This is a genomic window from Bradyrhizobium sp. AS23.2 (genome assembly GCF_001908185.1).
In the GTDB taxonomy this organism is placed as follows: Bacteria; Pseudomonadota; Alphaproteobacteria; order Rhizobiales; family Xanthobacteraceae; genus Bradyrhizobium.
Map to the genome: position 1 here is coordinate 22909 of NZ_LGHM01000173.1, position 22322 is coordinate 45230.

22 protein-coding genes and 2 pseudogenes are annotated in these 22322 nt (G+C 64.0%); 13 read left to right on the forward strand and 11 right to left on the reverse strand.

Annotated features, from left to right (window positions below; all coding sequences use genetic code 11):
- Window positions 1-25 precede the first annotated feature (25 nt).
- The 5 genes from fliG (at window position 26) to AC630_RS33085 (ending at window position 5095) form a co-directional block, all read left to right on the forward strand.
- Entirely contained in the window at window positions 26-1111 is a 1086-nt protein-coding gene (gene fliG, locus AC630_RS33065; protein WP_074122628.1) for a flagellar motor switch protein FliG, read from the forward strand.
- Window positions 1111-1734: a FliH/SctL family protein gene (locus tag AC630_RS33070; protein WP_074122629.1), complete on the forward strand. Its 624-nt coding sequence runs from the start codon at window positions 1111-1113 to the stop codon at window positions 1732-1734. The genes fliG and AC630_RS33070 overlap by 1 nt, the downstream gene beginning before the upstream one ends.
- Window positions 1735-1737: 3 nt before the next feature.
- Window positions 1738-2088, forward strand: coding sequence for a flagellar motor switch protein FliN (fliN, locus tag AC630_RS33075; RefSeq protein ID WP_074122630.1), 351 nt, complete (start codon window positions 1738-1740; stop codon window positions 2086-2088).
- A 111-nt stretch (window positions 2089-2199) separates the two neighbouring features.
- Window positions 2200-3585 (forward strand): sigma-54-dependent transcriptional regulator FlbD, encoded by a 1386-nt coding sequence (gene flbD / locus AC630_RS33080; RefSeq protein ID WP_074122631.1) that lies wholly within the window; start codon window positions 2200-2202, stop codon window positions 3583-3585.
- Between the two features lie 361 nt (window positions 3586-3946).
- A complete protein-coding gene (locus AC630_RS33085) occupies window positions 3947-5095 on the forward strand; it encodes a M20 family metallopeptidase (protein ID WP_074122632.1) in 1149 nt (382 codons plus the stop codon).
- Between the two features lie 109 nt (window positions 5096-5204).
- On the opposite strand, the gene AC630_RS45825 is transcribed toward AC630_RS33085, so the two are convergent.
- From AC630_RS45825 to AC630_RS33115, 7 genes are all read right to left on the reverse strand, one after another.
- Complete coding sequence (locus AC630_RS45825; protein WP_167561326.1) at window positions 5205-5363, reverse strand: hypothetical protein; 159 nt, start codon at window positions 5361-5363, stop codon at window positions 5205-5207.
- A gap of 101 nt (window positions 5364-5464) precedes the next feature.
- Window positions 5465-6046 (reverse strand): flavin reductase family protein, encoded by a 582-nt coding sequence (locus AC630_RS33090; RefSeq protein ID WP_074122633.1) that lies wholly within the window; start codon window positions 6044-6046, stop codon window positions 5465-5467.
- 32 nt (window positions 6047-6078) lie between these two features.
- Window positions 6079-6915, reverse strand: coding sequence for an ATP-binding cassette domain-containing protein (locus tag AC630_RS33095; RefSeq protein WP_074122634.1), 837 nt, complete (start codon window positions 6913-6915; stop codon window positions 6079-6081).
- A gap of 7 nt (window positions 6916-6922) precedes the next feature.
- Complete coding sequence (ssuC, locus tag AC630_RS33100) at window positions 6923-7729, reverse strand: aliphatic sulfonate ABC transporter permease SsuC (RefSeq protein WP_074122635.1); 807 nt, start codon at window positions 7727-7729, stop codon at window positions 6923-6925.
- On the reverse strand, window positions 7726-8889 hold the full coding sequence (gene ssuD / locus AC630_RS33105) for an FMNH2-dependent alkanesulfonate monooxygenase (RefSeq protein WP_074122636.1): 1164 nt from the start codon (window positions 8887-8889) through the stop codon (window positions 7726-7728). Before ssuD ends, ssuC begins: the two co-directional genes overlap by 4 nt.
- Before the next feature lie 141 nt (window positions 8890-9030).
- Entirely contained in the window at window positions 9031-9981 is a 951-nt protein-coding gene (locus AC630_RS33110) for a sulfonate ABC transporter substrate-binding protein (RefSeq protein ID WP_074122637.1), read from the reverse strand.
- Between the two features lie 365 nt (window positions 9982-10346).
- Window positions 10347-11516 carry a cytochrome P450 gene (locus AC630_RS33115; RefSeq protein WP_074122638.1) on the reverse strand — a complete coding sequence of 390 codons (1170 nt, stop codon included), beginning with the start codon at window positions 11514-11516 and terminating at the stop codon, window positions 10347-10349.
- Window positions 11517-11755: 239 nt separating this feature from the next.
- On the opposite strand from AC630_RS33115, the gene AC630_RS33120 reads away from it, so the two are divergent.
- Window positions 11756-12064, forward strand: coding sequence for a hypothetical protein (locus AC630_RS33120; RefSeq protein WP_245330591.1), 309 nt, complete (start codon window positions 11756-11758; stop codon window positions 12062-12064).
- Window positions 12065-12185: 121 nt separating this feature from the next.
- Window positions 12186-13082 carry a tetratricopeptide repeat protein gene (locus AC630_RS33125; RefSeq protein WP_167561327.1) on the forward strand — a complete coding sequence of 299 codons (897 nt, stop codon included), beginning with the start codon at window positions 12186-12188 and terminating at the stop codon, window positions 13080-13082.
- Window positions 13083-13149: 67 nt separating this feature from the next.
- Here AC630_RS33125 and AC630_RS33130 read toward each other — a convergent pair.
- Window positions 13150-13937, reverse strand: a pseudogene (locus AC630_RS33130) (helix-turn-helix transcriptional regulator).
- Window positions 13938-14174: 237 nt separating this feature from the next.
- On the reverse strand, window positions 14175-15380 hold the full coding sequence (locus AC630_RS33135; protein ID WP_074122640.1) for an LLM class flavin-dependent oxidoreductase: 1206 nt from the start codon (window positions 15378-15380) through the stop codon (window positions 14175-14177).
- A gap of 266 nt (window positions 15381-15646) precedes the next feature.
- Between AC630_RS33135 and napE the strand changes: the two genes are divergently transcribed.
- From napE to AC630_RS33165, 6 genes and pseudogenes are all read left to right on the forward strand, one after another.
- Window positions 15647-15832, forward strand: a complete 186-nt coding sequence (gene napE, locus AC630_RS33140; protein WP_074122641.1) for a periplasmic nitrate reductase, NapE protein — start codon at window positions 15647-15649, stop codon at window positions 15830-15832.
- 26 nt (window positions 15833-15858) lie between these two features.
- Window positions 15859-16173: a chaperone NapD gene (locus AC630_RS33145; protein WP_074122656.1), complete on the forward strand. Its 315-nt coding sequence runs from the start codon at window positions 15859-15861 to the stop codon at window positions 16171-16173.
- 16 nt (window positions 16174-16189) lie between these two features.
- On the forward strand, window positions 16190-18694 hold the full coding sequence (napA, locus tag AC630_RS33150; protein WP_074122642.1) for a nitrate reductase catalytic subunit NapA: 2505 nt from the start codon (window positions 16190-16192) through the stop codon (window positions 18692-18694).
- Window positions 18695-18696: 2 nt separating this feature from the next.
- The gene (locus AC630_RS33155) at window positions 18697-19167 is read left to right on the forward strand and encodes a nitrate reductase cytochrome c-type subunit (protein ID WP_074122643.1); all 471 of its coding nucleotides are present in this window, start codon (window positions 18697-18699) and stop codon (window positions 19165-19167) included.
- Window positions 19164-19806: pseudogene (locus AC630_RS33160) on the forward strand (NapC/NirT family cytochrome c). Before AC630_RS33155 ends, AC630_RS33160 begins: the two are co-directional and overlap by 4 nt.
- Before the next feature lie 88 nt (window positions 19807-19894).
- Window positions 19895-21010, forward strand: coding sequence for an ATP-dependent DNA helicase (locus AC630_RS33165; RefSeq protein ID WP_074122657.1), 1116 nt, complete (start codon window positions 19895-19897; stop codon window positions 21008-21010).
- Window positions 21011-21137: 127 nt separating this feature from the next.
- Here the strand turns inward: AC630_RS33165 and AC630_RS33170 are convergent, their stop codons facing one another.
- Both AC630_RS33170 and AC630_RS33175 read right to left on the reverse strand, forming a co-directional pair.
- Window positions 21138-21392 (reverse strand): hypothetical protein, encoded by a 255-nt coding sequence (locus tag AC630_RS33170; protein WP_074122645.1) that lies wholly within the window; start codon window positions 21390-21392, stop codon window positions 21138-21140.
- A 19-nt stretch (window positions 21393-21411) separates the two neighbouring features.
- Entirely contained in the window at window positions 21412-22257 is an 846-nt protein-coding gene (locus AC630_RS33175) for a metal-dependent phosphohydrolase (RefSeq protein WP_074122658.1), read from the reverse strand.
- Window positions 22258-22322 lie beyond the last annotated feature (65 nt).

The window sequence follows — 22322 nt, forward strand, 5'->3', positions numbered from 1 at the left end:
CGAGTGAATCAAGAAGTGATCTGACATGGCCAGCTTGCAAAACGCCAACTCGAACGACATCACCAGCGTGATCTCCACGCTCGGTCAGCGCGCCGGCAATCGCGCGGGCAAGGTCGAGGCACTGTCCGGCTCGAAGCGCGCCGCGATCCTGATGCTGGCGCTGGGCGAGCAGTATGGTGGCAAGATCTGGGGCCTGCTCGACGACGATGAGGTGCGCCAGCTCTCGCTGGAAATGTCGACGCTCGGCACCGTCGAGGTCGATACCGTCGAGGACATGCTGCTTGAATTCGTCTCGCGCATGTCGGCCTCCGGCGCGCTGATGGGCAATTTCGACGCCACCGAACGCCTGCTGCAGCAATACCTGCCGCCGGAGCGCGTCAACGGCATCATGGACGAGATCCGCGGCCCCGCGGGGCGCAACATGTGGGAGAAGCTCTCCAACGTGCAGGAAGAGGTTCTCGCCAACTATCTCAAGAACGAATACCCGCAGACCATCGCCGTGGTGCTTTCGAAGCTGAAGTCGGAGCACGCCGCCCGCGTGCTCGGCATCCTGCCCGAGGAGCTCGCGCTCGACGTCGTCAACCGCATGCTGAAGATGGAAGCGGTGCAGAAGGAGGTGATCGAGAGCGTAGAGAAGACGCTGCGCACCGAATTCATGTCCAACCTGTCGCAGACCCGCCGCCGCGACGCCCACGAGGTGATGGCGGAGATCTTCAACAATTTCGACCGCCAGACCGAAACCCGCTTCATCACCTCGCTGGAAGAGGACAACCGGGAATCGGCCGAGCGAATCAAGGCGCTGATGTTCACCTTCGACGACCTCGTGAAGCTGGATTCCGGTTCGGCCCAGACCCTGATGCGCAACGTCGACAAGGACAAGCTCGGCGTCGCGCTCAAGAGCGCCAACGAGGACGTCCGCAACTTCTTCTTCGGCAACATGTCCTCGCGCGCGGCCAAGATGCTCCAGGACGACATGGCGGCGATGGGCCCGGTGCGTCTGCGCGACGTCGACGAGGCCCAGGCGCTGCTGGTCAATCTCGCCAAGGACCTCGCCGCCAAGGGCGAGATCATGCTGACCAAGAACCGCGCCGACGACGAGCTGGTGTACTAATGGCCGCTCCGGCAAAATTCCTGTTCGATACCGACTTCGCAGCGCCCGAGCGGACGACGCGTGAGAAGGCCGCAACCGCGGCCGAGATCGCCCAGAAGGTCGCGGAAGCCGAGGCGCGCGCCTACCAGGACGGCTTTGCCGCCGGCCTGCGCGAAGCCAAGGCCGAGAGCGACCGCCGCGTCGCGCTCGCCGTGGAAGAGATCAACATCTCGATGCGTGGCATCGCGTCCGGCATCGGCAGTATCGAGTCCAAGATGGAGACAGAAGCGGTCGACGTCGCGGTCGCGGTGGCGCGCAAGCTGTGCGCCGACCTGGTCGCCGCCGAGCCGCTCGGCGAGATCATGGCGCTGGTGCGCGACTGCTTTTCGCATCTGGTTGCGACGCCGCATCTCGTCGTCCGGATCAACGACGCGCTCTACGACGCCGCGCGGGAGAAGATCGAACGGCTTGCCAGGCAGAGCGGCTTCGAGGGCCGGCTGGTGATCCTGGCCGAGCCTGAAATTGCCACCGGCGACTGCCGGATCGAATGGGCCGATGGCGGCGTCGTGCTGGAGCGCGGCGCCATCGCAGCCAAGATCGACGAAATGGTCGGACGCTATATCGCGTCCCGGAGGGGGAGCTAAGCCATGAGCGACACCGACGGACAGGTCCCGCTGCCCGATCTCAACGGCCCGCTGCCGCCGGCGAGCGCTGACGTCAGCTACAACGAGGACGAATATGCGGCACGCGTCGCCGCCGACCTCGAAGCCGTGTTCGACGTTCCGGTGCAGGTCTCGGCCGTGCTCGGCCGCTCCAAGATGGACGTCGGCGAGCTCCTGAAGCTCGGACCCGGCACCGTGCTCGAGCTCGACCGGCGCGTCGGCGAGGCCATCGACATCTACGTCAACAACAAGCTGGTCGCCCGCGGCGAGGTCGTCCTGGTCGAGGACAAGCTCGGCGTGACCATGACCGAAATCATCAAGACTGAACGCACGTGATTTTTTTGAGCATGATCTTGTCGGAAAACCGCTTCGCACTTTTCCGGATCATGCTGATGCAATCGCAGGGAATGACGCGCGATAGCGCGACCGGACGGACAGGAGACTGACATGCGGCTTCTCATCGTTGGTACATTGAAGGGCCAGCTCACCACCGCCACCAAGATCGCGATGGAGAACGGCGCCACCGTGACCCATGCGGAGGATCACGAGCAGGCGATGCGCGTGCTGCGCGGCGGCAAGGGCGCCGACCTCCTGCTGGTCGATGTCGCCCTCGACATCCGCGACCTCGTGATGCGGCTGGAGGCCGAGCACATCCACGCTCCGATCGTCGCCTGCGGCATTACCAACGATGCCCGCGCCGCGGTCGCCGCCATCCACGCCGGCGCCAAGGAATACATCCCGCTGCCGCCGGAGCCGGAGCTGATCGCAGCCGTGCTCGCCGCGGTCGCCAACGATTCCCGCGAGCTGGTCTATCGCGACGAGGCGATGGCCAGGGTGATCAAGCTTGCCCAGCAGATCGCAGGCTCGGATGCCTCGGTGATGATCACCGGCGAGTCCGGTACGGGCAAGGAAGTGCTGGCCCGCTACGTCCACACCCGCTCTGCCCGCGGCAAGCGCCCCTTCATCTCCATCAACTGCGCCGCGATCCCCGAGCATCTCCTGGAGTCCGAGCTGTTCGGCCATGAAAAGGGCGCCTTCACCGGCGCGGTCGCCCGCCGTATCGGCAAGTTCGAGGAGGCCACCGGCGGCACGCTGCTGCTCGACGAAATCTCCGAGATGGACGTCCGCCTGCAATCGAAGCTGCTCCGCGCCATCCAGGAACGCGTGATCGATCGCGTCGGCGGCACCAAGCCGGTGCCGGTCGACATCCGCATCATCGCGACCTCGAACCGCAACCTCGCCGAGGCCGTGCGCGAAGGCACGTTCCGCGAGGACCTCCTGTTCCGCCTCAATGTCGTGAACCTGAAGATCCCGCCGCTGCGCGAGCGCCCCGCCGACATTCTGGAGCTCGCCCAGCATTTCGTGAAGAAATATGCCGAGGCCAACGGCGTGCCGATGCGGCCGATCTCGGCGGAAGCGCGCCGCGTGCTCTCCACCAACCGCTGGCAGGGCAACGTCCGCGAGCTCGAAAACACCATGCACCGCGCGGTGCTGATGGCGCAGGGCGACGAGATCGGGTCCGACGCGATCATCACCCCGGACGGCGACCGCCTCGACCTCGCCAAGACGGCGCCGGCCGTGGCGCATGCGACGATGGCTGCCGAGCAGGTGACGCGGGCGCTGGTCGGCCGCACCGTGGCCGACGTCGAGCGCGACCTGATCCTGGAAACACTGAAGCACTGCCTCGGCAACCGGACCCACGCCGCCAACATCTTAGGCATCTCGATCCGCACGCTGCGCAACAAGCTCAACGAATATGCCGACGGCGGCATCCCGATCCCGCCCGCCGGCACTCCGGGCGAATATCCGCGCATGCCGATGGTGGGAGCGTAGGCGACACGCACGCTGGTTGAGAAATGCAGATGCCCGGGCTCGGTCGGCCGCGTCGCGCTCCTCTCGTGCCCCGGACGCAGCGCAGCGCCCTTAGCGGTGCGCCGCAGCGCCGGGGCCCATGTTTCCGAGGGCGCGAACCGTGTGGCATGGGTCCCAGCTCTGCGCAGCAACGCTGAAGGGCGTTGCAGCGCGTCCGGGACACGAGAGTGGGGCGTGCCTATCGCCAACACTCGATCATTGCGAGCGCAGCGAAGATGACGAGCCTCGAGAGCATCCTTCGCATAACGGGACCGCGCCATGCGACTAGGCCAACCGCACGTCAAGCCATATAACCGCGGGTAAGAACCATGCGAGGGTAAACATGTCTGAAGCTCAAATCACGGACTGGCTGGCCTCGCAGCGGCAGGCGATGATCGATCTGCTGCGCGATGTCGTGAACATCGATTCCGGGTCTTATGACAAGGAAGGCGTCGATGCGGTCGGTGCGCGGTTCGAGCGGCATTTTGCCGAGCATGGCATCCCCGTCAGGCGCGAAAGCCACGGCACGTTCGGCGACGCGATCCACGCCGAGGTGGCAAAGCCCGGCAGCAACGAGCGACCGGTGCTGTTGATGGGGCATCGCGACACCGTGTTCGGCAAGGGCGAGGCCGGGCGCCGTCCATTCACGATCCAGGGCACGCGCGCCTATGGGCCTGGCGTCGCCGACATGAAGGCCGGCCTCGTCATGAACGTGTTCGTGGCGACCGCCTTCCAGAAATTCGGCGGCAATCCGCATCCGATCAAGGTGCTGATCACCTCGGACGAAGAGATCGCATCGCCCTCCTCCCGGCCCGTGATCGAGCGTGAGGGACGCGCCGCCCGCGCCGTGTTCAATTCCGAGCCCGGCCGGCCGACCGGCAATGTCGTGACGAGCCGCAAGGGCGGCATCTTCATGCAATTCGCCATCACCGGCAAAGCCGCGCATTCCGGCGCCAATTTCGCCGCCGGCGTCAGCGCCATCGGCGAGCTTGCGCACAAGGTCGTGCAGATCCATGCGCTGACCAATCTCGACAAGGGCATTACGCTCAATGTCGGCCTGGTGTCCGGCGGCCAGTCCGTCAACACGACGGCGCCTTCCGCCGAAGGTCAGATCGACCTGCGCTATGTCGATCCGGCGGACCGTGCGGTGGTGATGGCCGCCATCGAGAAGATCATCGCAACGTCCTACGTGCCCGGCACGAGCGCAACCCTGACGATCAAGGGCGAGTTCGTGCCGGTGGTGCAGAGCCCCGACTCGAAGGCGCTGTTCGAAGGCTATCAGGTCGCCGCAAAGCAGGTCGGCCTCACTACGCTCCAGGGCGAGTTTTCCGGCGGCTGCGCCGATTCCGGTTTCACCGCCGCGGTCGGCACGCCGACCATCTGCGGCGTCGGGCCCGTCGGCGGGCTCGCGCACACACCGGAGGAGTATCTCGAGATCGAGAGCATCGTGCCGCGCGCGCAGGCATTGGCGCTGGCGATTTTGCGGGGTTGAATTCGTGACTGCGTAGGGTGGGTTAGCCGAAGGCGTAACCCACCACTTCTCTGTCCGCGTGGAAAGTAAAGAGGTGGGTTACGCTTCGCTAACCCACCCTACGAAGTCCTCACGAATAATTCGGCGCGTCCGGCTTGCGGAAGATGTGGATGGGGTCGCCGGGGATAATCACGGGCTGGCCGCTGAACATCGCATAGGCGTAGAGCGCGAGATAGGCGATCGCCAGCGCGCCGACAGCGTAGAAGGCCAGGGTCGCGACGCGCTTCATCGTTCCGCTCCATTGCCGCCCCTGATACGGGGCGGCTCAGGCAGCGCTTCTAGAGCGATGACAGGGAAAAGGCCAGCCTGCGTGGAAATCGCCGGTGGCGATCAAATGCCGCGCCGGCCGCGCGAGGGAACGCTGACGTCCGCGAGCCGTGCCGCGTCTTCGTCCTGGTCGACCGCCACATACTGGCCGTGCCAATAGGCCAGCGCGGCGTTGCGGGTCGAGTTCTTGACGTCACTGACACGGCCGATGACGATGCCGTGCGAATGCCGCTCGACGATCTCCTCGACCTCGCAATCGAAGGCCGACAATGCGCCGACCAGCAGTGGCACGCCCGAGACCGATGTCACCCACTGCGCGCCGGCAAAGCGATCCGCCCCCTTCAGCCCGCCCTTGCCGGCAAAGCGTTCGGCGACATCGAGTTGGTCGGCGTTGAGGATATTCACGCCGAAAGCGCCGTGGCGCTTGATCAGCGGAAAGGACGAGGCATCGCGGTTGATGCTGACCAGCAGCGTCGGCGGCTCGACCGACAGCGAGGTCACCGACGTGACCGTCATGCCGGTGATGTCCCTGCCCCGTCCGGCGGTGATGACGCTGACGCCGCCGGTGAGGTGGCGCATGGCGACGCGGAAATCGGCAGACGAGACAGGAATTTCAGTCATGAGATCGCGAGGAACTACATTCATGGCATGTTCCCCGAAGCGGGGTCCCTCTTTATCTAGGTACGATCATCCGCCGACAAAAGATGGCTCAGGATCGAGCCTTCGAGGCCCGCGAGCTCAACCGAGCCGCGTTCGCGTGGCCGCGCCGCGTTGACCGTGACATCGTGGGCAATCCGGCCCTCCTCGATCACCAAAACCCGGTCCGCCAGCGCGACCGCTTCGGAGACATCGTGGGTCACCAGGATCGCGGTAAAACCCTGGTCGCGCCAGACGCGCTCCAGCAGCCGCTGCATCGAGATGCGGGTCAGCGCGTCGAGCGCACCGAGCGGTTCGTCCAAAGCGAGCACGCGCGGACGGGAGACCAGCGCGCGGGCAAGGGCAACGCGCTGCTTCTGCCCCCCTGACAGCACCGAGGGCCACTGGTCGCGTTTGTCGACCAGTCCGACCTCCGTCAAGGCCTTCTCGGCGCGCGCATGCGCATCGCTGGATGCGCGATCGCGGCCGAGACCGACCTCGACATTGTCGAGAACGCGCGCCCAGGGCAGCAACCGAGGCTCCTGAAACATCACGCGGATGTCTTCGGGCTGGACGTCCTGGCCGAAGCCGATGCTGCCGGCGTCGATTGTCTCCAGGCCCGCGACCAGGCGCAGCAGCGTGCTCTTGCCGCAGCCACTCTTTCCGACGATAGCAACGAACTGGCCAACGGGGATGTGCAGGTCGATGCCACGCAGCACCTCGTTGTCGCCGAAGGATTTGCGCAGGCCGCGGATGCTGAGTGGCAGGCCGCTGGTCTGCACCGGCCGCTCCTCGCGCACGATTCGGGCCTGCGGTGCGAAATTGGCGCGGTCGGCGAGCTCGGTTTCGGGGAGAGACGTACGAAGGGCTGTCTGCATGTCACTCTCAACGTTTCTGGAAGGCGGGGTGCCAGGAGAGCGTCAGGCGCTCCAGCACGCGGGAGGCGCTGTCGGCGAGCTTGCCGAGCAGGGCGTAGATCAGGATCGAGAGCACGACGACGTCGATCAGCATGAACTCGCGCGCCTGCATCGCCATGTAGCCGAGGCCCGAGGACGCCGCGATGGTCTCGGCGACAATCAGGGTCAGCCACATGATGCCGAGCGCGAAGCGGATACCGACGAAGATCGAGGGCAGCGCGCCGGGGAAGATCACGCGGCGGAACAATTCTCCGTCGCTCATGCCGTAGATGCGGCCCATCTCGATCAGCTGCGGATCGACGGTACGGATGCCGTGCAGCGTGTTGAGATAGATCGGGAAGAATACGCCGAGCGCCACCAGGAACAGCTTGGCGCTCTCGTCGATGCCGAACCAGAGGATGACGAGCGGGATCAGCGCCAGATGCGGCACGTTGCGTACCATCTGGAGCGTGGTGTCGGTGAGCTTGGCCGAGAGCTGCGACAGGCCGTTGGCGAGACCGAAGGCGAAGCCGATGCCCCCGCCGATCAGAAAGCCGATCGAGGCGCGCCAGAACGAGACCCAGATGTTGCGGACGAGCTCGCCGGAGAGCAGCAGCTTCCAGCCTGCGAGCACGACGTCGCTCGGCGCCGGCAGCACGCGCGTCGGCACGAAGCCGGTGACGCTGGCCACCTGCCAGATCGCGATGATGGCGAGCGGCACGATCCACTGGATCAGGCCGTCGACCCGCGGCAGGCGGAAGCTGCGTGGAAGCGAAACGCTGTCGATCAGGCTCATGACTGCGACACCCTCTGCTGCGGACGGAAATCGCTGCCGACCGTTTCGCCAAAGGGACCGCCATTGAAGTGCAGCTTCGTCACGTTGCTGGGCTGCTCCAGCGAGAGCAGCGGGAAGACCAGCTCGGCGAAACGATAGGCTTCTTCCAGATGCGGATAGCCCGACATGATGAAGGTATCGATGCCGATATCCTGGTACTCCTTGATCCGGGCCGCGACGGTCTGGGCATCGCCGACCAGCGCCGTCCCGGCCCCGCCGCGCACGAGGCCGACGCCGGCCCAGAGGTTCGGGGCGATCTCGAGCTTGTCGCGCTTGCCGCCATGGAGCTGCGCCATGCGCTGCTGGCCGACGGAGTCCATGCGGGCAAAGTTTTTCTGCGCCCGCGCGATGGTGTCGTCGCTGACATGCTTGATCAGGTCGTTAGCGGCACTCCACGCCTCTTCGTTGGTTTCGCGGACAATCACGTGAAGACGGATGCCGAAGGAGAGCTTGCGGCTGCGGGCAGCAGCGATCGCCCTCACCTTCTCGATCTTCTCGGCGACCAAAGCCGGCGGCTCGCCCCAGGTGAGATATTTGTCGACGGTGTCGACGGCGACGTCGATGCCGGCATCCGACGAGCCTCCGAAGTAAAGCGGCGGCCGCGGTGACTGCACCGGAGGAAACAGCAGCTTGCCGCCCTCGACATGGATGTGCTTGCCCTCGACATTGACGGTCTTGCCGGCGAGCAGGTCGCTATAGACGTTGAGGAACTCGCGGGTGACCTCGTAGCGCTCGTCATGGCCAAGGAAGATTCCGTCACCCTTGTTCTCGACGGGATCGCCGCCGGTGACGACATTAACGAGGAGCCGGCCGTCGCTGATGCGGTCGAGCGTTGCCGTCATGCGCGCCGCCACGCTCGGCGATTGCAGGCCGGGACGCACGGCCACGAGGTAGCGCAACCGCTCGGTGAACGGTGCCACTGAAGAGGCGACGATCCAGGAATCCTCGCAGCTCCGCCCGGTCGGCAAGAGCACGCCGAAATAGCCGAGCTGATCGGCGGCCTGCGCGACCTGGCGCAGATAGTTGAAGTTGACCTCGCGGCCACCGGTTCCCGTGCCGAGATAGCGGCCGTCGCCGTGGGTCGGCAGGAACCAGAGGATGTTGCTTTTGGATTGGCTCATGGATGTGCTCTGATGACTAGCCGTAGGACGTGCCGACGGCGGCCGCGACGATGGCGATCGACAGCACGATGGCCGCGATCAGACGCTGAATGATACGCCTCATGTTCAAACCCCTGTGCGTGGGAAGGCTGGTCGGCACGATCAGGCTGCCGGGTTGCGCCAGACGATGTCGCGGATGGCGATCGGCTTCGGGATCAGGCCGAGCTTGTGAAAGCGATCGGCGACGCCCTGCTGGGTCGCGACGATGTCGTCGGTGACGGGGCCGACGCGGTAGGACGAGCGGTTGGCCGCGATGGTCTGGATATCGAGCGGAATGCCCGTGACCGCGGCGAGCGACTTCGCGACCTCGTCGCGGTGCTGCTCAGCCCAGGCGGCCGTTGCCGTGGTGACGTCGATGATCTGCTGCAAGACTTCGCCATGGTTCTTCGCGAAATCGCGGTTGGCGATGTAGAAGGAGTTGGTCTCGGTGATCTCGTGGGCGTTGACCAGGATGCGGCCGCTCTGCTTCGTCTCGCCGATGGCGAAGTAAGGATCCCAGATCGCCCAGGCCTCGATGCTGCCATTGGCAAAAGCAGGGCCGGCGTCCGGCGGCGTGAGATAGACCGGCGTGATATCGGCATAGGTGAGACCGGCCTTCTCCAGCGTCTGCACCACGATGTTGTGGGCGCTGGAGCCCTTGGTGAAGCCGATGCGTTTGCCGTTCAGTTCAGCGATCGTGCGGATCGGCGAATCCTTCGGCACCAGAATGCCCTGGCCGTTGGTGATGGGCTGGCCGGCGGCGTAGACGATCGCAGCACCCGCGGCCTGCGCGAACACCGGCGGGGAATCGCCGACGGCGCCGTAATCGACGCTGCCGACATTCATCGCCTCCATCATCGGCGGACCCGAGGAGAACTCGACCCATTTCACCTCGATGCCTTGCGGGGAGAAATGTTTTTCCAAGGCGGCCTGCTGCCGCGTGATGACCAGCACGCCGTTCTTCTGATAGCCGATGCGAATTTCCTTCACGGCGCCTTGCGCATTTGCGCGCGAGGCGAACGCAGCGGCTGCCGCAGTTCCCACGGATAGTCTAAGAAAGTCCCGACGCTGCATTCAAAACTCCCGGCCGCAGATGGCCGTCATTCCTTGCGATGCAGGAATGATGGTGCGCCTTAGTGGAGGTGTCGAGACACTCAGAAAAATAGCGACGCGAGCACTGCGCCCGGCGCGAAGCGCATGATTAATCTTTCAACCCGCGGAGCGAATGAAGATGGAATTTTTCTGCACGCAGATGTGAAAGCGGCGCGCGCATCCGGCCGGAGACCGGCGACCGGATCAAAAAACGCGAAAACAACCCCATGCAAAGTAGCCGGTGCCACCATTTCAAGGCACGCGCATTTTCCGAAATCTTTGACACGTCGGGCAAAACAGCGGCATAATCTCATCATGGCCGCAGGTGGGCAGAGCGCTCCGCCGAGCTAGCTCTGCCATCTCACGGGCAAGTTCTGCAGCCCGCGGAACGCCCAGCCGCCGATCCGCACCGGCTCGTCATCGGCGATCTCGATTCGCGCCGCGCGCGCGAACACGGTCGGCAGCGCGACATCGGCGATCATGGCGCGCGAGGCCCAGGCGCCGGCGCAGAAATGCGGACCGGCGCCGAACGCGACGCTCTTGGCCGTGTCACGCCGCACGTCGAATTCGTCGGCGCGCTCAAAATGCTTCTCGTCGCGATTGGCCGAGCCGAACATCAGGAACACGCGCTCGTCGGTTTCGAAGGCGACGTCGCGGATCGACCACGGCTTTGCGATGCGCCGCGGCGACATGCCGATCGGCGAGATCCAGCGGGCGTATTCCTCGAAGGCCTGCAGCCAGGTCACCTCGCCCTTGCGCACGAGGTCGAGCTGGTCGGGATGGGTGAGCAGCGCCCATACCGTGCCGGCGATGGCCTTGCGCGGCTCGTTCTGGCCGCCGGAGATCGCGAGCTTGACGTTGGCGCGCACGCTCTCCATCGGCATATCAGAGGCGAGGAGAACGCCGAGGATGCTCTGGTCGGGATGCTTGCGCATCACCGGCAGCATGTCGTCGATCGCTGCGTCGATGCCTGATGTCGCGGCATGGCAGCGCGCCTCGACCGCGGGATCGCCGGCGTAGTTGGCGATGCCCTCGATCATGCCTTGCGACCAGGAGTCCATCTCGGCAAAGCCGATATTGGTGAGACCGGTGATCGACTTCAGGCATTCCCCTGAAAACGGCAGCGCGAAGTCGCGCATGAAATCGATCCGCGCCCCCGGCGTGATGGCGTCGATGATGCGGTCGGCATGGGCCTGGAACCGCGCGGTCCAGTGCGCCTTCACCGTCTTCGGCGACACCGTGGGAAACATCGCGCGGCGCTCGACCTGATGCGCCTCGCCGTCCTTGCGCATCATGTTGTGGCCCATCAGCCTGTTCATCAGGCCCGCGGGCTGGTGCGAGGAGAACACGTCGATCTGCTTCTCGGAGATCGAGATGTCGTCGCGGCTCACCAGCAGCGTCGAGCCGAGCTGCGGCACGAAGGCGATCGGTGCCTCCTTCCGCATCTTCGCTAGCATCGGATAGGGGTCGGCCCAGAATGAGGCCGGGTCGATGTCGATGCGCGGCGCGGTGCTCAAGGCGGTCTCCCGGGGATGTCACGCTTCCTCGGGGCCAGGCTAGCGAATTCGGGTGCCGGCGTCTGTCCCTAGCGATAGGGACGAGCGGCATCAGGGCGTGTCATCACAAGTAGGACGCTCGCCGCAAAGGAAGGGCTAACCACGTTACAACGACCACATGCGCGCGGGCATGGAAGATAGATCAACCAATGATAGCATGAGCTTCCCTAGACCAACCAAAGGGAACTTCTGTGACTGGAATGACCAAGCCTCGCTTTTGGCTTCCGATACTTGTATGGATCGCTCTCGTCGGTGCTCTCTTCGTTTGGTTTACATTCATCAACGCGCCAAGCGGTGGTTCGCTGCCCTGGCTGGTTAGCGTGATTGTGTCCTGGTTGCCGTTCCTGGTGCTGGTGGGCGTCTGGATCTGGTACTCGCGCGCGAGTCGACGCTCATCGTCCGGGACGAGTTGGGTCGACCTCTACGAGCAGCAGGTCGCCGAAAACAGGCGCACCAATGCATTGCTGGAGAGGATCGCTGCGACTCTGGAAAAGCCGTCTCCGGGCTAGCGCATCGCGAGGAGACGGTATGCGCTCAGGGATTTTCGCGCGTGTCTGGCTGGTTGCCCTGGCATTCGCAACAGCCACGGCTGTCAGCCAGCCGGCGGCAGCCGACGATCGACGGGCATGTTTGAATGGATCGAAGGACACCGCTGCCGCGACCATTGACGCCTGTACGCGCGCGATCCAGAGCGGAGACTACGGAGATCAAGACCTGTCCGCCTTGTATCATGCGCGCGGCTATTCCTGGTCGTGGACAAGCTTCGCTGATCGCGACGACCGCGCCTTGAAAGACTTTGCCGAGGCGATCCGAGCTAACCCGAAAGCTGGCGGCTCACTGCTTAACCGGTCGCACATCTACAACCAACGGCACGACTACGACCGGGCGATAGCGGACGTTAACCGGGCGTTCGAAGGCGATCTATCGGACTATGGAAAGCAGGTCGGATTTGGCGAGCGCGGCTACGCCTATCAAGCGAAAGGTGACAACGACCGCGCCATCGCGGACTATACCGCCAGCATCCGGCTGAATGCGAACAACTATGTCGCCCTCACCGCCCGATGCAACGCCTACTTTGCCAAAGGCGATCTTGATGGTGCCATCGCCGACTGTGGTCGAGCGATCGCGCTGCATCCGAACTACAGGGACGCCTACTTCAACCGAGGCTACGCCTATCAAGCCAAGGGCGACTTCGACCGCGCTATAGCCGACTACGATCGGATGGTCGCGCTCGATCCGAAAGATTGGGACGCCTACAGCAATCGCGCCACTGCGTACCTGGCCAAGGGCGATTTCCGCCGCTTCATCGCAGACCTCGCTCAGCGGCAGGCGCTATCATGGCTCGCCATCATTGTCTTTCTGGCGGCGGGGGTCTGGCTTTGTTGCCGAACAGGCATGCATGCGCGCGGACGATGGGCCGGGCGGACATTGATCGAGATTTGCGAGCAAGAGGTCGTCGGAATGCAGCATAGGAACGCTGCGCTGGAGAAGATCGCGGCGGCTTTGGAGAGGCGTTCGTCGGGTTAGCTTGGGCTCCGCACCGGCCGCGCGTCTGCTTTGCTCCCGGAAGCAGAAATCACGGATTTTGAGTCCTTCAATTCAGGCTGCGCGGGCCGGCGAGCAGCCGCAGCACAATTCCGAACAATTCGTTCTGCGAGGAGATGCCGAGCCGCTCATAGGCGCGCTTGCGGTAGGTCAGGGTCGAATGCAGGCTGATGCCCAGCGCCTGCGAGATCGCCTCGGAGCTGAAGCCAAGCAGGATACGGCGGCAGACCGCCTGCTCGCGCGGCGTCAGCGCAGCGAGCGGCGCGTGCGTCGCAAACAACGCGGCGAGGTTCTGGTCGGGCGCTCCGGTCGCGGCCTGCTGGAAATGACGTGCGACGCTGGCGCCGATCGCGGGCGCAACAGCCTGGAGCCGCGCACGCTCGGCATCGCCGAAGCGGCCCTGAGACGTGATGCGGTAGAAGTTGACATAGAAGCAGGTATCGTCGACCCAGATCGCGGTGGCGCATTGTCGACGATGTTTGAGTCCTTGAAGAAGATCTTGCGATAGCGCGCGCCGTACATCCGCGGCGCGAACGAGGGCAGCACGATCGGCGCGCTGATCTTGCCTTCGAACAGCGCATCACGGTTTGGATCGGATTCGTGGAATTGCTCGGCGTAGGCGGCGCCGAGATCGCCGCCGGTCGGGATATTGCCGGCATCCAGCAGGCAACTCGCCGTGCCCGCGCGCGTCAGCGCAAACACCATGCAATGACCGACCCCGGCCTGCCGGCGCAACGTGTCGATCAGGACATTCGGGAAGTCAGGCCGGCCGATGGCGAGCACCGCGGGCGTGACATCGCCAGCCGCCGGATCAAAGGCCATCCCGTGGGGCCGCATGGTTTTCCTCCGCAAGACGTTCTTTTGCGCGAGGATAGCAGCAAGGGCAGTGCGGCGGAAGGCAGCCAAGCCGCTTCTGGGTCCCGGCTCTGCGCAGCAGCGTTGCACGCTGCAGCGCGTCCGGGACACGAGAGTTAGCGCGTTGTTAGGCAGTCTCGTGCCCCGGACGCAGCGCAGCGTGAAACGGTGCGCTGCTGAGCCGGGGCCCACACCGGATGACGAGCGCTGCGCCCCCCCCTACCCCGCAGCGGCCTTCGCCGGCGCGACGTTGATGGCGAGCTTGCCGTAGCGGTCGGTGAAGGCCTCGGTGTCGATCTCTTCCAGCTCGATCTCGCCGCTCATCACGCCCTGCTTCCAGGCCGCCTGCGCCGGGTCGTTCTGGAACTCCGGCATCACCTCGCGGCCGAATAGCTCGAGCGATTCGCAGATGTGCTCGTGGCTGTTCTTGCCGGCCTGGTTGAGCAGGATGACCTGGTCGATGTGGGAGCTCTGGAAGCGCTTCAGCTTTTTGCGGATCGTTTCGGGCGAGCCGATCAGGCCGCCGCGCAGCGCCGCCTCCTGCGCTTCCGGATTGTCGCGCTTCCACTTGTTGTACTCGTCCCACATGTTGACGGTGTAGGGCGCGGGCCGCTGGCGGTTCTGCGAAGCGCCGTAGAAGCGCAGCGCGAACTGGAAGAAGGTGGCGCCGTCGGCGCGCGCACGCGCTTCCTCGTCGGTCCTGGCGCACATGAAGAACGACACCAGCGCCATGTTCGGATTGATCTCGTAGTCGGCGAGCTTGTGCAGCCGCTTGGTCATAGCATTGTAATAGGCGTGCACCCAGGCGTGCGCAGCGTCGGCGCTGACGAACTGGAAGCCGAGCGCGCCAAAGCCGTGGCGCCCGGCGCGCTCGATGGTCGGCAGCTGCGAGCACGCCATCCACAACGGCGGATGCGGCTTCTGCACCGGCTTCGGCACGACATTGCGCAACGGAATGTCGAAATACTTGCCGTGATGCTCACTGCCGGCATCCCTGAACATCGGGAAGATCGCCTGCACGGCTTCCTCGAACACTTCCTTCTTGGTCTCCATGTCGCGGCCGAACGGCGTGAGCTCGGTGATAGAGGCACTCTCTCCCATGCCGAATTCGCAGCGGCCGTTCGAGAGCAGGTCCAGCACCGCGACGCGCTCGGCGACGCGGGCCGGATGGTTGGTGGTGAGCTGGAGGATGCCGTGGCCGAGCCTGATGTTCTTCGTGCGCTGGCTCGCGGCCGCGAGGAACGATTCCGGCGAGGGCGAGTGCGAGTATTCCTCAAGGAAGTGATGCTCGACGACCCAGGCGTGGTCGTAGCCGAGCTTGTCGGCGAGTTCCATCTGCGAGAGGGCATTCTGGTAGAGCCTGAGCTCATCGCCGGCCACCCAGGGCCGTGGCAGCTGCAGCTCGTAGAAGATGCCGAACTTCATGACGCCTCTCCCGCATTATTGTTGTTGGACTCATCTTAATGCGTGAGGCCGCGCTGTCTACGGAATCGCAATTCCGCCGCGTGGGAGATCGATTTCTCGCGCATACGTGGCAACGCGGCCCTGTCCAGGAACCGTGCTGCGACATTCCGACGACCTAAACGGTTGATCCAAATCAAGGTCTTCGTAACTCGTCTGCATCTAGAGTTGCAGCAAGGTAACGGCCCGGATGCCGTCCCGATTCCAGTACCATTTCAGAGAGACCGAATATGTCGGCCCCTGACGACACGACGACGCGCGTGCGCCGTAAGCGCATGGAGATTTTCGCTTTCCTGTTCCTGACCGCGGTCGTGATGCCCGTCCTCGCGGTTGGAACGGTCGGCTCTTACGGCCTCGGCGTCTGGATCTATCAGATGTTTGCGGGCCCTCCCGGCCCGCCACCCTCCCCGCATTGATCCCCGACAAGCGAAAGGCAGGCATCATGGCCCAAGCCACACTCAACCGCCGCGCATTGATCACCGGCCAGGTGCTCAGCGCCGACCGTATCGTGCCGCCTCCGGGCTGCGAGATCGCCAGCATCGTCGTGCAGGCGCGGCCCGAGCGCCTGGCCGAGCTGGAGGCCGAGATCATTGCGATTCCCGGCTGCGAAATTCACGGCCGCGACGCGCGCGGAAAGCTCATCGTCGTGACCGAAGCGCCGGACGCCGGCAGCCTCGGCACCATTCTCAACACCATCCAGTCGCTGCCGAACGTCTATTCCGCAGCGCTCGTCTTCCACGCCATCGAAACCGCCTGAGTCAGGAAGAGCCATTATGACATCGCCAAAGCTCGACCGCCGCCAGATGCTGAAGCTCGAAGCGGCCGCGATTGCGGCCGCTGCCGCGGGCATGCCGGCACCGGCGCTCGCCGCCAATCTCGTCTCCGAGCGCGACAACAGCGAACTGAAATGGGACAAGGCCGCCTGCCGCTTCTGCGGCACCGGCTGCTCAGTGATGGTCGCGACCAAGGACAACCGCGTCGTCGCCACCCACGGCGACATCAAGGCCGAGGTCAATCGCGGCCTCAACTGCGTCAAGGGCTACTTCCTCTCCAAGATCATGTACGGCCATGACCGCCTGACGCAGCCGATGCTGCGCAAGACGAACGGCAAGTACGACAAGAACGGCGACTTCACGCCGGTGTCCTGGACCGAGGCCTTCGACATCATGGAGGCGAAGTGGAAGGAGGCGATGAAGAAGCGCGGGCCGAACGGCGTCGCCATGTTCGGCTCCGGCCAGTGGACGATCTGGGAAGGCTACGCCGCCTCGAAGCTGTTCAAGGCCGGCTTCCGCACCAACAACATCGACCCCAATGCGCGCCACTGCATGGCGTCCGCGGTTGCCGGCATGATGCGCACCTTCGGCATCGACGAGCCGGCCGGCTGCTATGACGACATCGAAGCCACCGATGCCTTCGTGCTGTGGGGCTCCAATATGGCGGAGATGCATCCCATTCTGTGGACGCGCGTGGCCGACCGCCGGCTGTCCGCGCCCCATGTCCGCGTCGCCGTGCTCTCGACCTTCGAGCACCGCTCGTTCGATCTCGCCGACATCGGCATGGTGTTTGTGCCGCAGACCGATCTCTACATCCTCAACGCCATCGCCAACCACATCATCAAGACCGGCCGCGTCAACAAGGACTTCGTCAACGCCCATACCATCTTCAGGCGCGGACAGACCGACATCGGCTACGGCCTCCGGCCCGAGCATCCACTCCAGAAGAAGGCGACGGGCGCGGCGAAGGCCAATGACTCCACCGACATGAGCTACGACGAATACGTCAAGTTCGTCTCGGACTACACGCTGGAGAAGGCGGCGAAAATGTCGGGCGTGCCGCTCAACCGCCTCGAGGCGCTCGCCGAGCTCTATGCCGATCCGAAGACCAAGGTGGTCTCGTTCTGGACCATGGGCTTCAACCAGCACACCCGCGGCGTCTGGTGCAACAACCTCGTCTACAACATCCATCTGCTCACCGGAAAAATCTCCTCGCCCGGCAACAGTCCGTTCTCGCTCACCGGCCAGCCCTCGGCCTGCGGCACCGCGCGCGAGGTCGGCACATTCTCGCACCGCCTGCCCGCCGACATGGTCGTGACCAACAAGGAGCATCGCGACAAGGCGGAGCATATCTGGCAGCTGCCCGAGGGCACCATTCCCGACAAGAACGGCGCACACGCCGTGCTGCAAAGCCGGATGCTGAAGGACGGCCTGATCAACGCCTATTGGGTGCAGGTCAACAACAACCTGCAGGCCGGTCCCAACGCCAACGAGGAGACCTATCCGGGCTTCCGCAATCCCGACAATTTCATCGTGGTCTCGGACGCCTATCCGTCGGTGACGGCACTGGCCGCCGACCTAATCCTGCCGACCGCGATGTGGGTGGAGAAGGAAGGCGCCTATGGCAATGCCGAGCGGCGCACGCAGTTCTGGCACCAGCTCGTCAACGCGCCGGGCGAGGCCAAGTCCGATCTGTGGCAGCTCATGGAATTCTCCAAGCGCTTCAAGATCGAGGAGGTCTGGCCCGAGGAGCTGATCGCCAAGAAACCGGAAGTTCGCGGCAAGACGCTGTTCGACGTGCTCTTCAAGAATGGCCAGGTCGACAAGTTCCCGACCTCGGAGATCGAGGAAGGCTACGCCAACGAGGAATCCAAGGCGTTCGGCTTCTACGTGCAGAAGGGATTGTTCGAGGAATATGCCTCGTTCGGCCGCGGCCACGGCCACGACCTCGCACCGTTCGACACCTATCACCGCGAGCGCGGCCTGCGCTGGCCGGTGGTCAACGGCCAGGAAACAAAATGGCGTTTCCGCGAGGGCAGCGATCCCTACGTCAAGCAGGGCACTGACGTGCAGTTCTACGGCTATCCCGACGGCAAGGCGCGCATTTTCGCCCTGCCTTACGAGCCGGCGGCGGAATCACCTGACAACGAATATCCGTACTGGCTCTCGACCGGCCGCGTGCTGGAGCATTGGCATTCCGGCACCATGACGCGCCGCGTGCCCGAGCTCTACAAGGCGTTCCCCGAGGCAGTCTGCTTCATGCATCCCGACGACGCACAGGAAGCGAAGATCCGGCGCGGCGACGAGGTGAAGGTGGTGTCCCGCCGCGGCTTCATCCGCGCCCGCGTCGAGACGCGTGGCCGCGACCGGCCGCCGCGCGGTCTGGTGTTCGTGCCGTGGTTCGACGAATCCAAGCTGATCAACAAGGTGACGCTGGACGCCACCGATCCGATCTCGCTGCAAACCGACTACAAGAAATGCGCCGTGCGCATCGAGCGGGTGTGACCATGCTGAAGCGAAGTGGAATTGTCCTGCTGGCGCTCGCGATTGCTGCGGGCACAGGCTCGCTGACCGCACAGACCGTGACCTCCGGCCTGCGCGGCCCGACGCCGCTCAATGACGAAGGCCCGGCGCCGCCGATGCTGCCGAATCGCAACACCTCCGAGAAGGAGTCGCGGAACTATCCGGAGCAGCCGCCGGTGATCCCGCATTCGATCGACGGCTACCAGATCGACCTCAACAGCAACAAATGCCTGTCCTGCCATGCGCGCTCGCGCACGTCGGAATCGCAGGCGCCGATGGTCTCCATCACGCATTTCATGGACCGTGACGGCCAGTTCCTGGCCTCGATTTCGCCGCGCCGCTTCTTCTGCACGGAGTGCCACGTGCCGCAGAACACCGCCACTCCGCCCGTCAGCAACGACTTCACCGACATCGACACGCTGCTCTCGCGCGCAAGCCCCGGTGGCCGCCGATGACGACGGATGCTGACGAGCCAAAAGCCAAGCGCGGCTTCATCGCGCGAAGCTGGGACTTTTTTGCTCGAGCTCTGGGGCGTGCTGCGTCGTCCGAGCTCGGTGTTCGCGCTCGGCACACTCGTGCTCGCGGGCTTTGCGGCAGGCGTCATCTTCTGGGGCGGTTTCAACACCGCGCTGGAACTGACCAACACCGAAAAGTTCTGCACCGGCTGCCACGAGATGAAGGACAACGTCTTCGCCGAGCTGAAGTCGACCATTCACTTCACCAACCGCTCCGGCGTGCGCGCCACCTGCCCGGACTGCCACGTGCCGCACAACTGGACCGACAAGATCGCGCGCAAGATGCAGGCCTCGAAGGAGGTCTGGGGCAAGATCTTCGGCACGATCGACACCCGCGAGAAGTTCCAGGATCACCGGCTCGAGCTCGCCGCGCATGAATGGGCGCGCTTCAAGGCCAACGACTCCCTGGAGTGCCGCAACTGCCACAGCGCCGATTCCATGGACATCACCAAGCAGTCGCCGCGGGCCTCGGTGGCGCATCAGCGCTTCCTGTTCACGGGCGAAAAGACCTGTATCGACTGCCACAAGGGCATCGCCCACCATCTGCCCGACATGCGCGGCGTTCCCGGCTGGCAATAGGGTAGTCGGCCCGGCTTGAACCGGCGGTGCGAATGGTTAGTTTTGGGGGATGGCGAATCGGTCGATTTCGCCCTTCCTCAAGACAGACATGGCGACATTCACCCCGCATCAGGACGCCGCGCTCAAGGCCGTTGGCGACTGGCTCAAGGCAAAACCCGGCCGTAACGGAACGCCGCCGATCTTCCGCCTGTTCGGCTTTGCCGGCACCGGCAAGACCACGCTGGCGCGGCATATCGCCGACGGCGTCGACGGCGAGGTGAAGTTCGCCGCCTTTACCGGCAAGGCGGCGCTGGTCATGCGCAACAAGGGTTGCGACGACGCCTCCACCATCCACTCCCTGATCTACCGCGCCCGCGAATCCGGCGAGGAGCAGCCGAGCTTCGAACTGTGGGACGACGCGCCAGCCTCGAAAGCCAAGCTGATCGTGATCGACGAATGCTCGATGGTCGACGCCGAATTGGGCCGCGACCTGATGTCGTTCGACTGTCCCCTGCTCGTGCTCGGCGACCCCGCGCAGCTGCCGCCGATCCAGGGCGGCGGCTTCTTCACCAATACCGAGCCCGACGCGATGCTGACCGAGGTGCACCGCCAGGCGCAGGACGACCCCATCGTGCGGATGTCGATGGACGTCCGCGAGGGCCGCGAGCTCGACATCGGCCGCTACGGCGATAGCGAGGTGGTCTCCCGTCGGGAGCTCGACCCCGATCGCGTCATGGGCGCCGACCAGGTCCTGGTCGGCCGCAACAACACCCGCCGCGCCTACAACATGCGCGTGCGCCAGCGCCAGAACATCGAGGACCAGTTTCCGGTCGCCGGCGACAAGCTGGTGTGCCTGCGCAACAACCGCAAGAAGGGCCTGTTCAACGGCGGCCTCTGGCGCGTGAAGTCGCGCAACACCTCGCGCTCGAAGTCGCGCATCCTCAGCATGCGGCTGTCGCCGGACGAGGATTTTGGGCACAAGGTGACGAAGGTCTCGGTGCGCGCCGATTGCTTCGAGGGCGGCATCGAGCAGATCGCCTGGGAGCAGCGCAAGCCCTATGACGAGTTCGATTACGGCTACGTGCTGACCGTGCACAAGTCGCAGGGTTCGCAATGGGACGACGTCGTGCTGTTCGACGAGAGCTTTGCGTTCCAGGACTCCAGGGCGCGGTGGCTGTACACGGGCATCACGCGCGCGGCGAAGCGGCTGAGCATCGTGGTGTGAGGCTGCCGTAGGGTGGGCAAAGGTGCGAAGCGCCGTGCCCACCATTATCCAAACACGCAGTTAAAGATGGTGGGCACGCTTCCGCCTTCGCTCTTCGAGCTACGGCGGACAAGTCGCTTTGCCCACCCTACGGCGCCGGGAATGGCCTGATCTGTTGACGAAGCCACGGCACGTCATCGAACGCGGCCCGCTCGGCCTCATGTGCGGACGCGAAAAGGCCGGACCTTTCGGTTGGCGACCAGTGGACGCCTTCGTATTCGTCCCCCTGAATCTCAGCCTCGCCTCTGTATTCGTAAAACCCATCATGACGTGCAAAGATGTAGACCTTCGCCTTTCCGTCGGCTCGGTCAATCACCTTGATATTTTTTGCATGCGTCCACATCGACTAGCTTCCAGCCGCCTCAAGGTTGCGGACCCGATAGACCCGGCTCGCGCTCGGCCCGGAAAACATTACTATAAAGATTTGCGATCCATTGCCGACCGCTCGAGGTGATATTGAGATAGCGTATCGCGGTCTGAATTTGTGGAGCAACGTTGTTCCAGTAAAACTGCGGGTACTTGTAGACGACGTCGGCAGGCGTCTCATAGCCGAGCTTTTTGTTCAAACCGATTTCCTCGAACTCGTGAAACAGAGCATTTGATTTTCTCAGGTAGTTGGGATCGCCAAGCTGACCGATAAGGTCGGCAGCGCGCAGCAACATGCCCTCCTCTTCCATCAAATTGTCGATTGAGGATTCCGAATAGGGAAAGCGCGTAAATTCTATGGCTCGGGCAATGCGGCTTGCGTCGATCTCTTCAACGTCGTCGAGACGTTCCAGGACGAACAATTTTGAGCGGTCCACATGATAGGGTGCGAGCGCGGCGTCAGAGGCCCCCCGCGGGAGACTAACCATGCGACCAGTTAAATCTGCGACATAGGAGTCGTCGCCATCCCCTTGAATGACTCCGCGCACGTACCCGATGTCATGGGTGAGGCACGCCAGGGTAAAATTCGCATAGTCGGCGACTGTCGTTGGCCGCAACAGCATCCGCCCCATCAGGATATCGTGCCCGGCGAGAGTAACGAGCATTGAGTGCTCTATGTTGTGATATAGGGCGTCGCTGTTGCCAATGCATTCCAATGTGAGTCTGGCCGCAAAGGGAAGAATTTCAGCCAGGCGGGCATGCGAATAGCCAAACCGATCTCGTGTATCCGAGGTCAAAAACGATGCTAAAGTCTGCGCTACCAGTTCTGGAATTGTGATCATCTGAACACCCATCTCAGTGTGCGCTGCGGGTTCTGACAAGCTCCTTTGTTGAGCCTTAAATAGCA